Genomic DNA, 13,748 nt, shown 5'->3' with positions numbered 1-13,748 from the left:
TCCCCTATGATTCAGACAAACGGCCACAGCGGTCTTGATTTTGATCAATTAACAGTTTCAGCAACACAGCTTGAGCCGGCGCAACACCGGCCCGCGCCCGCTGCGCTCTAATGGACAGCGTTGGCTGCATAGCCGCCCCATCCGTTCGCCCATGTCCATGCTCCCGCATTTTTCCTTGCCGCAAAGGCTGGCCGCCAGCATCGCCCAGCTGGGCTGGCGCGACAGCACCTGGCTGGCCGTGGCGCGCCTGCTGGAACGCGTGCCGGGCGGGCGCTGCGCGCTATATCGTTATCAATTCGTCGCGCAAGCCGTGGCGCCCGGCTCGTTATGCCGCGGGCGCGGCCGGTCGATTGCCGTCACGCCCTGCCTGGCGGAAGCGGACTTGCCGCCCGGCCCCCGGCGTCGGCCCGGCGTACTGGCCGAGCGCTACCGGCAAGGCGCGCAATGCCTGGTGGCCCGCGCGGGCAATGACGGCATGGCCGGCTGGATCTGGCTGCTGCGCCACGGCTGCCAGGAAGACGAGGTGCGCGCCCGCTATGCGCTGGCCTCAAACCAGTCGTCGTGGGACCTGGACGTATGGGTGCATCCCGAGCGGCGCGGCGGCCTGGTCTTCGCCCGCCTGTGGGAAGAAGCCAACGCCGTGCTGCACGCGCAGGGCGTGCGCTGGTCCTGCAGCCGCATCTCGCGCTTCAACCGCGCCTCGCTGGGCGCCCATGCGCGCCTGGGCACGCACGCGCTGGGCACGGCCACCTTTCTCCGCTGCGGGCGTTGGCAATGGATGCTGGCAAGCCTGCCGCCGTATGTGCACCTGTCGCGCCGCCCGGACGACATCCCCTGCCTGGCCTTCGATACGTCGTCCCTGCCGCACTACCCTTCCCTGGAGCTGACATGCCGCATCTTGAAGCAGTAAAACGCATCCTCGACACCACGCTTGGCTTGAACGGGCGCGCGCTGGAAGCCCACACGCCGCTCCTGGGCAGCGTGGCGGAACTCGATTCGATGGCCGTGATCGGCGTGATCGCCGCGCTGGAAGACCATTTCGGCATCATCGTCGCCGACGACGACATCCATGCGCGCCACTTCGCCACCGTGGGCACCCTGCACGATTTCGTGTTTGCAAAGCTGCGGCCATGAGCAGCGCCGCCATCGACGCCCTGCCGCTGCTGCCGTTCTTCCTGCCCGCCAGCGGCGGCCAGCGCTACTGCCTGCTGCACCTGCCGCCGCCGGGCCGGCCCGCGCGCGGCGGCATCGTCTACGTGCATCCATTTGCGGAAGAACTCAATAAAAGCCGCCACGTGGCGGCGGCGCAGGCACGCACCTTCGCCGCCCTGGGTTACAGCGTGCTGCAGATCGACCTGTTCGGCTGCGGCGACAGCAGCGGCGACTTCAGCGAGGCGCGCTGGGACATCTGGCACAACGACCTGCACCTGGCTTGCGCGTGGCTGGCGCAGCGCGTCGACGGTCCCTTGAGCGTATGGGGCTTGCGCCTGGGCGCCCTGCTGGCCCTCGATTTCGCCGGCCGCGCGCCGCTGCCGCTGGCGCGCTTGCTGCTGTGGCAACCGGAGCTCGATGGACGGCGCGCCATCGACCGCTTCCTGCGCCTGCGCCTGGCGTCGGGCATGCTGGCCGGCGGCGCGCAGGAAGCACCGGGCCATGCGCGCGCCGCGCTGGCGAAGGGCGAGCCTGTGGAAGTGGCGGGCTACCTGCTGGCGCCGGAACTGGCGCACGCCATCGATGGTGTCAGCGCGTCCGCCCTGCTGCCGTCCGTGCCCGTCTACTGGCTCGATTACCAGGCGCCGGAACACAGCGCCCCGCCCCTGCCGCCGCTGGCGCGCGAATGGCGCGAACACGGCGCCGCCGTGCACGTGGCCAGCTTCGGCGACGGCCCCTTCTGGCACTGCGGCGAACTGCTGGCGTGCCCGCAACTGCTGCACGCCACGCGGCTACTCTGCCGCGACTGGCTCGATGAAGAGAGGACGCCGCCATGAAACGCGACAGCAGTGAGCAGCACCTCGCAGGGCACGGCGTGCGCGAGCTGGCGCTGCGCTTTCGCAGCGCAGCCGATGACGACGAGGCGCAGGCGCACATGGTCGGCATCCTCAGCCTGCCCGCGGCGCCCGGCCCGCGCGGCATATTGATCGTCACGGGCGGGCCGCAGTACCGGGTCGGCAGCCACCGCCAGTTCGTCCTGCTGGCCCGCGCCCTCGCCGCGCAAGGCTGGCCCGTGCTGCGTTTCGACCTGCGCGGCATGGGCGACAGCGAAGGCCGCCCGCGCGACTACCGCGCCGCCGGTCCCGACATCGCCGGCGCGCTGGCGCAATTCTTCGATGCCGTGCCGTCCTTGCGCGAAGTGGCGCTGTGGGGCTTGTGCGACGGTGCCACGGCGGCCGCCTGCCATGCGCCGCGCGATGCGCGCATCAAGGCCCTGGTGCTGCTCAACCCGTGGGTGCGCAGCAGCGCCGGCCTGGCGCGCGCCACCCTGCGCCATTATTATTGGCCACGCCTGCTGCAAGGCGCCGTCTGGCGCAAGCTGGCCGGCGGCGGACTGCAGCTGGGCGCCAGCCTGGCGTCGCTGCGGCAGGTGGCGGCCGCCACGCAGACACCGAAGCAGACGCAGGAAGCGCCGGAAGACGACGCGCCCGCGCCGGCCCTGCTGCGGGCGCTGGCGCAATTCCAGGGCAAGGTGCTCCTGATTCTCAGCGGCGACGACCTCGGCGCGCGCGAGTGGCAAGCGCTGCTCGCTGGCGACGCGGCGTGGCGCGCCGTCACCGCGCGCGCGCACTGGACGCAGGCGAAGGTTGCCGGCGCCAACCACACGTTCGCCAGCGCCGCCTGGCGCGGCGAAGTGGAACGGCTGTGCACACGCTGGCTGCAGTCATGCTAGACGTCAGCCCGAGCGCGGCCCGAGCGAACGCGGCCCGACCGAGCGCGGCCCGACTGAACGCAGCCCGACCGAGCGCGGCCCGACCAAAACGGGTGCTGATGGTGGCGTACCACTTTCCGCCGCTGGCCGGCGGCAGCGGCATCTTGCGCACCCTGGGATTCGCGCGCCATTTGCCCGACTGCGGCTGGCAGCCGCTGGTGCTCAGTCCCAGCCCGGTCGCGTATGCGCAGAAAGGAACGTCGCAGCTGGCGCAGATCGGCGAGCGCGCCACCGTGCGGCGCACCCTGGCGCTGGATGCGGCGCGCCATCTGGCCATCGCCGGGCGCTATCCGCGCTGCCTGGCCCTGCCCGACCGCTGGAGTTCCTGGTGGCTGAGCGCCGTACCGGCCGGCCTGCGCATGATCCGCGCATACCGTCCCGACGCCATCTGGTCGACGTATCCGATCGCCACGGCGCACCTGATCGCGCTGACCCTGCAAAAACTCAGCGGCCTGCCGTGGGTCGCCGACCAGCGCGACCCCATGCTCGATGACAGCGACCCGCTGGCGCCGTATCCGTCCGAGCCGCGCCTGCACCGCATGCATGCGTGGATCGAACAGCGCATCGCGGCGCGCAGCGCGGCCATCGTCTGCACCACGCCGGGCGCCATCGATGCGCACCGGCGGCGCCTGGCGCAGGTCACGCGCGAGCGTTTCCACCTGATCGAAAATGGCTACGATGAAGACGGCTACCCGGACAGCCCTGCGCGCACGGGCCACCGCAGCCGCTTTTTGCTGCTGCACAGCGGCGTGATCTACCCGTCCGAACGCGCCCCGCAGCCGCTGTTCGAAGCGCTGGCCCGGCTGCGCCACGACGGCGTGCTGCATGCGCGCAATTTCCAGCTGGTGCTGCGCGCCACGGGCCACGATGCGTGGCTGGCGCAATTGCTGGCGAAATACGGCATTCTGGACCTGGTCAGCCTGGAACCGTTGCAGCCGCACGGCGCGGCGCTGCAGGAAATGCTGGCCGCCGACGGCTTGCTGCTGCTGCAGGCGGCCAACTGCAACGGGCAGATTCCCGCCAAGCTGTATGAATACCTGCGCTGCCGCCGGCCCATCCTGGCGCTGACGGACCTGGCGGGCGACAGCGCGGCCAAGCTGCGCCACTGCGGCATCGACACCATCGGCCAGCTGGCTTCGAGCGGCGATTGCGCGCGCGCCCTGCAGCGCTTTCTGGAACTGGCGCGCCAGGGCCGCGCGCCGCTGGCCAGCCCCGCGGCCATCGCCCTGCAATCGCGGCAAGCCCGCAGCAACGCCCTGGCCGATGTGCTGGACCAGGTCAGCCACAGGAGAACAGCATGAAGCACCCGATACTTGCCTGCACCCTGGCCGCCTGCTGCGGCATGGCGGCGGCCGAGTGCCCGCCCTACGTCAAAGGCACCACGGGCGGCGACTATACGAGCGCGGAAGACCGCGAAGGCCTGTCCGTGGTCGAGAAATTCCATTTTTCGCGCGCCGTGGAAACGCTCACGCAAGGCATGACGGGCAGCCTGGGCGGCGACATCAGCTATACCCTGGAACACTTCCCGAACCACCACCGGGCGCTGGCCTCGATGGCGAAACTGGGCCTGCGCCTGAAAAGCGCGCAGCCGCCCGGCGCCCGCTACACGGTCAGCTGCTTTTTCGAGCGCGCCATCGCCTTCGCGCCGCACGACGTGACGGCACGCATGGTGTTTGGCAACTACCTGCTGGCCACGGGCCAGGATGCGGCAGCGCTGGAACAGCTGGACTCTGCCAGCCGCCTGGCGCCCGAGCAGGCCACCATCCAGTACAACCTGGGCTTGATGTACATGAAAAAGAAGGAATACGAGAAGGCCAGCGCGCACGCGCAAAAAGCCTATGCGCTGGGCTTTCCCCTGCCGGGGCTGAAGAACAAGCTGAAGGCGGCGGGCAAGTGGCGCGAACCGCCGCCGGCGCCGGCCATCGTTGAAGCGAAGGAAGCACCGAAAACAGAAGAACCGGCCGTGCCGCCCGTCGAAGAATCTAGCGGGGAATAACGGCCGGCCGCTGAGCCACGCTCCAATGCGCCGTCGGCGAGGCGGCCAGCACGGCGGCCAGATCGCGCCGCGATTGCGCCTTGTCGGCGGCCTCGCTGATGAACGCCAGTTCGGCCGGCTGCAGCGCGGTGACGGTGAGCAGCAGCACTTCGCCATACGGCGTGTCGAAGGATGGGGGAAGCGTGGCCGCTCCCTGGGCCAGCAGCACACCCACCTGTTCGTCCTCGTCTTCGAGGCCCGCCGGCGCATCCTGCACGTCCAGCACCATCGACACGCTGCCGTGGCGCTGCACCAGCAAGTCGATGGAACCGTGGTCGGCCACGTTCTGGCTGACCTGGTAAATCAGGTCGAACAGCCACGATGCCTGCACTGGCTGGCCGTCGAAGGCGGACAGCGGCGCCTCGATGCAAACTTCCAGCAGGTGGCCGCGCGGCACGAACACGTCGTCGTCATCCTCGAACGGATCGCTCAAGCCGTCGCTGGCGATGATGATGGTATCGGCGCGGCGGATCACCCTCCAGGCCTGGCGCAGCGATGGCCAGCGCGGACCGCCCATGAAGGCGGGGTTGACCAGCGGCGCCAGCACGTCGGCGTCGACCGTGCCCAGGGTGGCATAAAAGGCGTCGCGCGCGGCGCACGCCGCGGCCAGCATCTGCGCGCCCGCTTCCTTGCCGACGACGGCGTCGTCCGGCTGCGGCACTTGTGGGATATCGTTTTCAGGCATGAGATTGGTCTTCGTATTAGTCGGCGGGAGGGAAGTCGTGATAATTGCGGGGCAGATAGCCCCAGATGCGCGCCACCCGGTCCCGCACCTCGAAATCGAAGCCGATGCGTTGGAGCTCCGGCACGATCCACACGCCATGGTCGATGATTTTCTTCGGCAGCAGCATGGCCACGTGTTCTTCCGAGTACAGGCTGATGTCGAACCATTCCACGCCCATGAACGGGAACGGCGGATGGTAATCCCACTCCGTGTCCCAGCGCGAGACGTAGCCGGACACGGAACCGTAGCGGTAGGACGGCACCCAGTCGGTCCGCCCGCGCATGAAGGCCAGCAGCTCGTTCCACTTGCAGTCGTTGGCGGCGCCGGCCAGGTTGCGCCGCGCGATGTGGCCGCGCAGCTTGCGCTTGATGTCGTCGCCGCCGGCGTCGGCCAGCGGCAGGCTGTGCGTCACGGATGCCGTCATGCGGGGTCCGTTACGGCCACGCGCATGTTGGCCCGCAAATCCTCGACCAGGCGCTTGCGGCTGCTCAAGGCGTATTCGACGGGAGAAAAAGGCATGGCCGCCGCGGCATAGGCATCGATCAGCGCATGCATTTCCTGCGCCTGCTGCTGCGGCAGCAGCGTCTTGCTGCCGTTCCCGCTTTGCTGCGCGAGCTTTTCCTGCAGCACCTCTTTCCAGGCGATGTGGGCTTCCGACATGGAATTGGCCACGCACAGGGAAAACGTGCCGTTCAAAAAATATGTCCAGGCGCTGTCGGTACGGGCCAGTAAACCGTCGGCGATCGGGGCGCCCCTGTCGTCGAAACTGTCGCGCAGGCGCCAGGTCGTCAGGTTCAGGGTCGCCAGCGCGGCCGCATAGCGGGACGTAAATTGCGCTTTCAGGCGCGCTTGCGCCGTTTCCGTCCCCTCGGCGAGGGCGTGGCGCGCAATGGCGATCCATCCCAGCTGGGATGGCGGAAAATAGCGGCCGCCCCTGGACCCGGGCGCCGCCATGGCGCCAAAGACGAAGGAACACAGATTGCCGCCGTCATCGACCACGTATGCGGGTGCCGGAACCAGGCCAGCCCGGATCAGGGCATCGATTTCGTCCATGCCCATGGCGGCGGCTGCCGCCAGCTGCGTCTCGTCCAGATAGTGCTGCACGAGATAAGTATCGAGTTCCGTCATGCCCCGGCTTCCATGTTGATGACTGTTGTATCCGTAAACAGGCTTACTTCGCCACCGGTTTCACTTTGGACGCGGCCAGCACGGCGCGCGCGCGGGCCGTATCGATATCGTCGGCCGTGGCCAGCGCCACGCCCATGCGGCGGCGGGCGAACGATTCCGGCTTGCCGAACAGGCGCAGGTCGGCGCCCGGCACGCCCAGGGCGTCGGCCACGCCTTCGAAGGCGATGCCTTTCGCTTCCAGCTGGCCGTAGATGACGGCCGAGGCGCCGGGCGAACGCAGCGCCACGTTGACGGGCAAGCCGAGGATGGCTTTCGCGTGCAGCTCGAATTCGCTCTGCACCTGGCTGGCCATGGTGACCATGCCCGTGTCGTGCGGACGGGGGCTCACTTCCGAGAACCACACCATGTCGCCCTTGACGAACAGCTCCACGCCGAACAGGCCCAGGCCGCCCAGGTTGTCCGTCACCTTGCGGGCGATCTCTCGCGCGCGCTCCAGCGCCAAGGGCGCCATGCGGGCCGGCTGCCACGATTCCACGTAGTCGCCGTGTACCTGCAAATGGCCGATCGGCTCGCAGAACTGCGTCTCGACCTGGCCCGAGGCGCCGACGGCGCGCACCGTCAGCAAGGTGATTTCGTAGTCGAAGTCGATGAAGCCTTCGACGATGACGCGGCCCGTGTCGACCCGGCTGCCGCTGGCCGCGTACGCCCACGCCGTTTCCACGTCCGCGGCGCTATCCAGTTTGGACTGGCCCTTGCCCGACGACGACATCACCGGTTTCACCACGCACGGGAAACCGATCTCCTGGCACGCCAGCTGCAATTCCTGCAGGCTGCTGGCGAAGCGGTATGGCGACGTGGCCACGCCCAGGGTCTCGGCGGCCAGGGTGCGGATGCCTTCGCGGTTCATCGTCAGCACGGCCGCGCGCGCGTTCGGGATGCAGGTGATCTGCCCCGCCGCTTCCAGCGCCGCCAGGGTCTCGGTGGCGATGGCCTCGATTTCCGGCACGATCAAATCCGGCTTTTCCAGGTCGATCAGGGCGGCCAGCGCCGCGCCGTCGCTCATGTCGATCACGTGCGAGCGGTGCGCCACGGGGTGACCCGGCGCGTTCGGGTAGCGGTCGACGGCGATCACTTCCACCCCCAGGCGCTGCAGCGAAATGATCACTTCCTTGCCCAGCTCACCGGAACCCAGCAGCATGACTTTGATGGCGGTGGAAGACAGCGGTGTACCGAAGGTGCGGGGGGCGATGGTGCTGCTGGTGCGAGTGGTCATGGCAGGGTCTGTAGGCGGATGGAAAGATGGCTGGGACAAGATGGCCGGAACTATAACAAATGCCGGCCATCTTGGACAGGGCGCGCCGCTGGCGTGCGCCCGCCCTCCCCGCCCGGCGGGCCGCTAACCCGCGTAGGCCCGCTTGATCTGCTCGATGTCGATCTTTTTCATGCCCATCATGGCTTTCATCACGCGCTGCGCCTTGACGGGGTCGGGGTCCGTCAGCAGCTTGATCATGAGGGTGGGCACGATTTGCCACGATACCCCGAACTGGTCCTTGAGCCAGCTGCATTGCTGCGCTTCCGGCGGTCCGCCCCGGGACAGCTGGTTCCAGTAGTGGTCGACCTCGTCCTGGGTCTCGCAATTGACCTGGAACGAGATCGCTTCGGAAAACTGGAACAAGGGGCCGCCATTCAAGCCCGTGAACGTCTGGCCATCGAGCTCGAAGGCCACCGTCAGCACGCTGCCCGGCTCCTGGCCGTGGATTTCCTTGCCTTCCTCGCCGTAGCGCAGGATCTGGCCGATCTTGGAATTGGGAAATATTTCCGTATAAAACCGGGCCGCCGCCTCGGCATTGCCGTTGAACCATAAACATGGGGTAATCTTTTGTACGCTGTGCATGATGTCTCCCTTGGCCGAAGTAGAAACACCTTCCCTGTGCGGGAAGGCCAGGCTCCAATAATAGTCACTATTGCGCCGCCGGGGCGCGCAATTTGCCGCCGCCTTGCGCGACATCGTCGCGTCCCAGCATGCCGGCGCTGGCCAGCAGCCGCAGCCGGGCCGAGCGCCATTCCGCCTGGCAACGGATGCGCTCCTGCTGCGCCTCGAGCAGCGCCGACTGCGTGTTCAGCATTTCCAGGATATCGGCCGCGCCCAAGCCGAACTTGCGCCGCACGCTGGCCAGCGCGTCCTGCGCCGCATCCAGCCACGCTTGCGACGCGGCCAGGTTGGCCAGCGCCATGCTCGCTTCCGCATGCGTTTTCACCAAATCCATCAGGGTCTGCTGCCGCACTTCCTCAGCCTCCGATTCCCTTTGCCCCGCCTGCGCCTGCGCGCCGCGCACCTTGTAGTGGCGCGCAAAACCGTCGAACAGGGGGATGTTGAGCGAGATGCCCAGCAAGGTTTCGCGCGTGGAAGCGGCGGACAAACCCTGGTTGGGGCGCCCGTTCTGGTAGATATTGGCCGTCAGGTCGATGCTGGGGCGGCCCTCCGAGCGGGCAATCTCCACCCGTTCGCGCGCCGCCGCCAGCTGCGCCTGCGCCGCCAGGATGGCCGGATGGCGCGCCTGGGCCAGCGCCAGCCAGGCGTGCAGCTCATCCTGCAAGCCCCCGTGCAAGCCTGCCGCCGCGCCGTCCGCGTCGTCCAGGACCACCGCCGTGTCGGCCGGCAAGCCCAGGGTGTAGACCAGCACGGCGCGGGCCTTGTGGAACTCGCCGTCGGCGCGGCTGGCGCCCAGGGCCGCCTTGGCCAGGGCGCTGGCCGCCTGCAGGGTGTCGCTGTGCGAGCCGAGACCCCGCTGGGCGCGGCGCTGCGTGGCCAGCACCGTTTCATTGGCCAGCGCCTGGTATTCCTGGCGCATGCGCACGCTGGCGCGCGCCGTCTGCGCCTCGAAATACGCGCTGACCGTCGCCGCCAGGGTCTGTTGCAGCACCGCGTCGCGGTTGGCCAGGGCCGCGTCCAGCATGGCTTGCGCCGACCGCTGGCCCGCCGCGCGCCCGCCGAAGTCGAACAGGCGCCAGGACAGGCTCAGCGAGCCCGTATTGCTGGCCAGGCTGCCGGACGGCGTGCCGGCGCCCGGATAGGCCGTGCGGTCGTGCACCCGGCTCAGCCCCGCATTCAGGGTGGGCAGATACGCGGCCCTGGCCTCGCCCACGCCGGCCGCCTGCAGCCGGATGCCGGCCCAGGCGCCGTGCACCTGCGCGTTGCGGCACAGGGCCAGGTCGACGGCCGCCGGCAGGGTCAGGGGCACTCCCGCGTCGTACGTGAACGGGCATGGCGCGGCGTCCAGCATCTGTGCCCGGGCTGGCGCGGCGGCAAGGAACAAACCGGCGGCGAAGAAAATGGCGGCGTGCCTAGCGTTCATGCAGCGCCTCCTTCTGGTGCTGCACCAGCGGCGAGAGCACGTATTCGACCACCCTGCGCGTGCCCGTGCGGATTTCCGCCCGCACGGCCATGCCGGCCGACAGCGGCACCAACCTGCCATCGATGACGATGGACGGCTGGCGCAAGGTGATCCTGACGGCGTAGACGGGCCCCTTTTTTTCATCCTCGATGGCGTCGCGCGAGACGCTGCTGACGACGGCGGGCACGGTGCCATACTTGGTGTAGTCGAAGGCGTCGATCTTGACGGCGACCGCCTGCCCTGCCTGCACGAAGCCCACGTCGCGGTTTTCCAGCATGGCGTCGATTTCCAGCCTGCCCTGGCGCGGCACGATCTGCATCAGCGCCTGCGCGGCCGGCACCACGCCGCCCACGGTGTGCAGCTTCAGCTGCTGCACCGTGCCATCGACGGGCGCCGTCAGGCGCAGCAGGCTGCCGCGGGCGCCCGCGCGGCGCGCATCCTGGCCGCTGGCCGCCGCCACTCTGGCCCCTTCCGCCAGCGCGTCGTAGGCATCCTTGCGCGTCTGCGCCACCAGGGCCGCCCGTTCGCTGCGGGCCGACGCCAGCTGGCCCGCCAGGTCGATGCGCGCCTGTTCCTTGTCCAGCCACGCGTGTTCGGCCACGTCGCGCGTGGCCAGCAGCGCCCGGTAATCGCCGGCCCGCTGCGTGGCCAGCGGCAGCGCCTGCGCGTAGCGGGCGATTTCGCCGTCGAGGTGCGCGAGCCGGGCGCGAAAGCTCGCGTACTGGCCATCCACGTGCGCCTGCGCGGCCGCGCGCTCCAGGGCCGGGATCGCGTTCGGCGCCGCCAGCTTCGGCATCATCAGGGTATCGACGGCGGCGATCAGCGCGCGCGCGCGGGCCACCTGCAGCGCGGCCGCGACGGCGTCGCCGGCCGCCTTGTCGCGCTCGGCGTCCGGCCCCCGGCTGTCGAGCTCCACCAGCAGCTGGCCCGCCTGCACGGCCTGCCCCTCGCGCACATGCAGGGCGCGCACGGCGGCCACGTCGACGGAAGCGATGGTCTTGGTGTTACCGGATGGAATGATCTTGCCGGCCGCATGGACGATGATGTCGACCTTGCCGAAGATAGCCCACAGCACCACGCAGCCGACCAGCAGCATCAGCACCCTGGCGGTGAGGCGCAATGACGGCGACACGGGCCGCTCCTGCAGCGCCAGCGCGGCCGGCAGGAAGGCCGCCTCGTCTTCGCTGAGCACGGGGCCGCCCAGGATGGCGCGGCTTTGCCAGCTGTGCCGCAGCACCTGGGCATAACGTTTCAACAACTCGCCATACGCGGCGAGACGGTGGCCGGCGCTCATGTTGCGTCCCCTGTTGCGCTCCCGGCGCCGCCCTGCTGCAGGCTGTACAAATGGGCGTAGATGCCGCCCGGCCGCTTCAGCAGCGCGGCGTGGCTGCCCAGTTCCGCCACCTGCCCCCGCTCCATGACGACGATGCGGTTCGCTTCGCGCACGGCCGACAGGCGGTGGGCGATGATGAGCACCGTGCGCCCCGCGCAAATGCCGCGCATATTGTCCTGGATAATCTTTTCCGACTCGTAGTCGAGCGCGCTCGTCGCTTCGTCGAAAATCAGGATGCGGGGGTTGCCGATCAGGGCGCGGGCGATGGCGATGCGCTGGCGCTGGCCGCCCGACAGGCCCGTGCCATGCTCGCCCACCATGGTGTCGTAGCCTTCCGGCAACTCGCAGATAAAATCGTGGGCGCCCGCCAGTTTCGCCACGGCAATGACCGCCTCGATGGGCAGCGCCGGGGCGCTGAGGGCGATGTTGTCGCGCACGGAGCGGTTGAACAGGATGTTTTCCTGCAGCACCACGCCAATCTGGCGCCGCAGCGACGCCGTGTCGATGACGGCGATATCCTGCCCGTCGATCAGCACCTTGCCCCGCTCGGGGATGTACAGGCGCTGCGCCAGCCGCGTCAGAGTGCTCTTGCCGGAGCCGGAGCGCCCCACGATGCCGATCACCTCGCCGGGCGCGATGGCGATCGACACCTCGCGCAGCACCTCGGCCGCGTCCGGCCGGTAGCGGAAGCCCACCTGCTGGAAGTCGATGGCGCCGGCGATGCGCGGCAGGCGCGCCTTCTGGCTGCCCGCGTTTTGGCTGCCCGCTTCCGTGCGGGCGTTGAGGATATCGCCCAGCCGGCTCATGGAGATGCCCACTTGCTGGAAATCGTTCCACAGCTGCGCCAGGCGCAGGATGGGCGAGGCCACCTGCCCCGCCAGCATGTTGAAGGCCACCAGCTCGCCCACCGTCATCCTGCCGTCGATGACGAGGGTGGCGCCCCACCACATGATGGCCGCCGTCACCAGCTTGCTCACCAGGGTGACGCCGCCGCTGGCCAGCATGCCGATGTTGTTCGCCGACAAGCCCGCCGAGACATAGCCGGCCAGCTGCTTTTCCCACTGCTGCTGCCAGCGCGGCTCCACGGCCATGGCCTTGAGCGTGTCGACGCCGCTGATGGTTTCAACCAGGAAAGACTGGTTTTCCGCGCTGCGGTTGAATTTGTCGTTCAGGCGTCCCCGCAGCACGGGCGTGAGCAGCATCGACAGGGCTGCGTAGACGGGAATCGACGCGAGCACGACCACGCTGAGCGCGGCGCTGTACCACAGCATGGCGGCGATGAAGATGAAGGAAAACAGCAGGTCGAGCACCAGGGTCATCGCGTTGCCGGTAAGAAATGAGCGGATGTTTTCCAGTTCATGGATGCGGGCCACGGAATCGCCCACGCGGCGCGCCTGGAAATACGCGATCGGCAGGGCCAGCAGGTGGCGGAACAGGCGCGCGCCCAGTTCCACGTCGATCTTGCTGCTGGTGCGCGCGAATACATAGGTGCGGATGAGGCCCAATGCGGCCTCGAAGACGATGGCGCAGACCAGGCCGATGGCCACCACGTTCAGGGTCTGCATGGCGTGGTTGACCAGCACCTTGTCCATCACCACCTGGAAAAACAGGGGCGTGGCCAGGCCGATCAGCTGCAGCACGAAGGAAATGAGCAGCACTTCGCCCAGCAGCCTGCGGTATTTGACGATGGCGGGGATGAACCAGCTGAAGTCGAAACGGGCCGTCTCGCCCGCATAGCTGGCCTTGCTGGTAAAAAAGATCAGTTCGCCCGACCAGGCGGCGAGGAAGTCGTCGCGGCCGAGGATCTGCGGCGGCTGGCCCGGATGCTGGATCAGCACCTTGCTCACGGCGCCGTCGCTGCTGTCGACCTTGCCGAGGATAAAGAAACGCCCGTCGTGACCGATGGCGATGGCGGGCAGCGGCGATTGCGCCAGCCGTTCGGGCGGCTGGCGCAGCAGCTTGGCCGTCAGGCCCAGCCCTTTCGCGGCCAGCAGGACGGTTTGGCGGGTAAACACGGCCTGGCCGAAAGCGTGCTTGAGCTGGGCGCCGTCGGCGGCGATGCCGTGCAGGCTGGCCATCAGCAGCAGCGACAGCAAGCCCGTGTCGGGCGCGGGCTCAGTGGGCGAAGTAGCGTGGCGATATGGAAGTGCGGTCATCGGATCATGTCAGAAATTCAATGGCGCAGCCGGGCCGGGACATGCAAGGCCGGC

The 13,748-nt window shown here is 68.6% G+C and carries 14 protein-coding genes; 6 read left to right on the top strand and 8 right to left on the bottom strand.

Features of this window, described 5'->3' with window-relative positions; translation table 11 throughout:
- Positions 1–151 precede the first annotated feature (151 nt).
- The 6 genes from AC1RJW_RS17315 to AC1RJW_RS17290 all read left to right on the top strand — a co-directional run bounded on the left by AC1RJW_RS17315 (position 152) and on the right by AC1RJW_RS17290 (position 4,919).
- On the top strand, positions 152–910 hold the full coding sequence (locus AC1RJW_RS17315; RefSeq protein ID WP_493046033.1) for a GNAT family N-acetyltransferase: 759 nt from the start codon (positions 152–154) through the stop codon (positions 908–910).
- Positions 889–1,134 (top strand): acyl carrier protein, encoded by a 246-nt coding sequence (locus AC1RJW_RS17310; RefSeq protein ID WP_493046032.1) that lies wholly within the window; start codon positions 889–891, stop codon positions 1,132–1,134. Before AC1RJW_RS17315 ends, AC1RJW_RS17310 begins: the two co-directional genes overlap by 22 nt.
- Complete coding sequence (locus tag AC1RJW_RS17305; RefSeq protein WP_493046031.1) at positions 1,131–1,988, top strand: hydrolase 2, exosortase A system-associated; 858 nt, start codon at positions 1,131–1,133, stop codon at positions 1,986–1,988. The genes AC1RJW_RS17310 and AC1RJW_RS17305 overlap by 4 nt, the downstream gene beginning before the upstream one ends.
- Positions 1,985–2,884 (top strand): hydrolase 1, exosortase A system-associated, encoded by a 900-nt coding sequence (locus AC1RJW_RS17300; protein WP_493046030.1) that lies wholly within the window; start codon positions 1,985–1,987, stop codon positions 2,882–2,884. The genes AC1RJW_RS17305 and AC1RJW_RS17300 overlap by 4 nt, the downstream gene beginning before the upstream one ends.
- 98 nt (positions 2,885–2,982) lie before the next feature.
- Positions 2,983–4,224, top strand: coding sequence for a glycosyltransferase (locus AC1RJW_RS17295; protein WP_493046029.1), 1,242 nt, complete (start codon positions 2,983–2,985; stop codon positions 4,222–4,224).
- Entirely contained in the window at positions 4,221–4,919 is a 699-nt protein-coding gene (locus AC1RJW_RS17290) for a tetratricopeptide repeat protein (protein ID WP_493046028.1), read from the top strand. The genes AC1RJW_RS17295 and AC1RJW_RS17290 overlap by 4 nt, the downstream gene beginning before the upstream one ends.
- Here AC1RJW_RS17290 and AC1RJW_RS17285 read toward each other — a convergent pair.
- From AC1RJW_RS17285 to AC1RJW_RS17250, 8 genes are all read right to left on the bottom strand, one after another.
- The gene (locus AC1RJW_RS17285; protein ID WP_493046027.1) at positions 4,906–5,643 is read right to left on the bottom strand and encodes a hypothetical protein; all 738 of its coding nucleotides are present in this window, start codon (positions 5,641–5,643) and stop codon (positions 4,906–4,908) included. The genes AC1RJW_RS17290 and AC1RJW_RS17285 overlap by 14 nt on opposite strands.
- Before the next feature lie 16 nt (positions 5,644–5,659).
- Complete coding sequence (locus tag AC1RJW_RS17280) at positions 5,660–6,106, bottom strand: DUF6678 family protein (protein ID WP_493046026.1); 447 nt, start codon at positions 6,104–6,106, stop codon at positions 5,660–5,662.
- Entirely contained in the window at positions 6,103–6,810 is a 708-nt protein-coding gene (locus AC1RJW_RS17275; protein WP_493046025.1) for a DUF6058 family natural product biosynthesis protein, read from the bottom strand. Before AC1RJW_RS17275 ends, AC1RJW_RS17280 begins: the two co-directional genes overlap by 4 nt.
- Before the next feature lie 43 nt (positions 6,811–6,853).
- Positions 6,854–8,083: a formate-dependent phosphoribosylglycinamide formyltransferase gene (gene purT, locus AC1RJW_RS17270; RefSeq protein ID WP_493046023.1), complete on the bottom strand. Its 1,230-nt coding sequence runs from the start codon at positions 8,081–8,083 to the stop codon at positions 6,854–6,856.
- 123 nt (positions 8,084–8,206) lie between these two features.
- Positions 8,207–8,704, bottom strand: a complete 498-nt coding sequence (locus AC1RJW_RS17265; RefSeq protein WP_493046022.1) for a VOC family protein — start codon at positions 8,702–8,704, stop codon at positions 8,207–8,209.
- A gap of 67 nt (positions 8,705–8,771) precedes the next feature.
- Positions 8,772–10,166, bottom strand: a complete 1,395-nt coding sequence (locus AC1RJW_RS17260) for a TolC family protein (RefSeq protein ID WP_493046020.1) — start codon at positions 10,164–10,166, stop codon at positions 8,772–8,774.
- Entirely contained in the window at positions 10,156–11,499 is a 1,344-nt protein-coding gene (locus tag AC1RJW_RS17255) for an HlyD family type I secretion periplasmic adaptor subunit (protein WP_493046019.1), read from the bottom strand. The genes AC1RJW_RS17260 and AC1RJW_RS17255 overlap by 11 nt, the downstream gene beginning before the upstream one ends.
- Entirely contained in the window at positions 11,496–13,694 is a 2,199-nt protein-coding gene (locus AC1RJW_RS17250; RefSeq protein WP_493046018.1) for a type I secretion system permease/ATPase, read from the bottom strand. Before AC1RJW_RS17250 ends, AC1RJW_RS17255 begins: the two co-directional genes overlap by 4 nt.
- Positions 13,695–13,748: the final 54 nt, after the last annotated feature.

The organism is Janthinobacterium sp. GW822-FHT07A03, assembly GCF_058798815.1.
The sequence above is the reverse complement of the archived record's forward strand: the minus strand, read 5'-3'. Positions and strand labels throughout refer to the sequence as shown.

What these genes read in the sequence shown, in the direction of transcription:
- AC1RJW_RS17300 (WP_493046030.1), top strand. Translation starts at nt 1,985, where the DNA reads ATGAAACGCGACAGCAGTGAGCAGCACCTCGCAGGGCACGGCGTGCGC.
- AC1RJW_RS17265 (WP_493046022.1), bottom strand. Translation starts at nt 8,704, where the DNA reads ATGCACAGCGTACAAAAGATTACCCCATGTTTATGGTTCAACGGCAAT.
- AC1RJW_RS17250 (WP_493046018.1), bottom strand. Translation starts at nt 13,694, where the DNA reads ATGACCGCACTTCCATATCGCCACGCTACTTCGCCCACTGAGCCCGCG.
- AC1RJW_RS17295 (WP_493046029.1), top strand. Translation starts at nt 2,983, where the DNA reads ATGGTGGCGTACCACTTTCCGCCGCTGGCCGGCGGCAGCGGCATCTTG.
- AC1RJW_RS17315 (WP_493046033.1), top strand. Translation starts at nt 152, where the DNA reads ATGTCCATGCTCCCGCATTTTTCCTTGCCGCAAAGGCTGGCCGCCAGC.
- AC1RJW_RS17260 (WP_493046020.1), bottom strand. Translation starts at nt 10,166, where the DNA reads ATGAACGCTAGGCACGCCGCCATTTTCTTCGCCGCCGGTTTGTTCCTT.
- purT (WP_493046023.1), bottom strand. Translation starts at nt 8,083, where the DNA reads ATGACCACTCGCACCAGCAGCACCATCGCCCCCCGCACCTTCGGTACA.
- AC1RJW_RS17275 (WP_493046025.1), bottom strand. Translation starts at nt 6,810, where the DNA reads ATGACGGAACTCGATACTTATCTCGTGCAGCACTATCTGGACGAGACG.
- AC1RJW_RS17310 (WP_493046032.1), top strand. Translation starts at nt 889, where the DNA reads ATGCCGCATCTTGAAGCAGTAAAACGCATCCTCGACACCACGCTTGGC.
- AC1RJW_RS17280 (WP_493046026.1), bottom strand. Translation starts at nt 6,106, where the DNA reads ATGACGGCATCCGTGACGCACAGCCTGCCGCTGGCCGACGCCGGCGGC.
- AC1RJW_RS17285 (WP_493046027.1), bottom strand. Translation starts at nt 5,643, where the DNA reads ATGCCTGAAAACGATATCCCACAAGTGCCGCAGCCGGACGACGCCGTC.
- AC1RJW_RS17290 (WP_493046028.1), top strand. Translation starts at nt 4,221, where the DNA reads ATGAAGCACCCGATACTTGCCTGCACCCTGGCCGCCTGCTGCGGCATG.
- AC1RJW_RS17305 (WP_493046031.1), top strand. Translation starts at nt 1,131, where the DNA reads ATGAGCAGCGCCGCCATCGACGCCCTGCCGCTGCTGCCGTTCTTCCTG.
- AC1RJW_RS17255 (WP_493046019.1), bottom strand. Translation starts at nt 11,499, where the DNA reads ATGAGCGCCGGCCACCGTCTCGCCGCGTATGGCGAGTTGTTGAAACGT.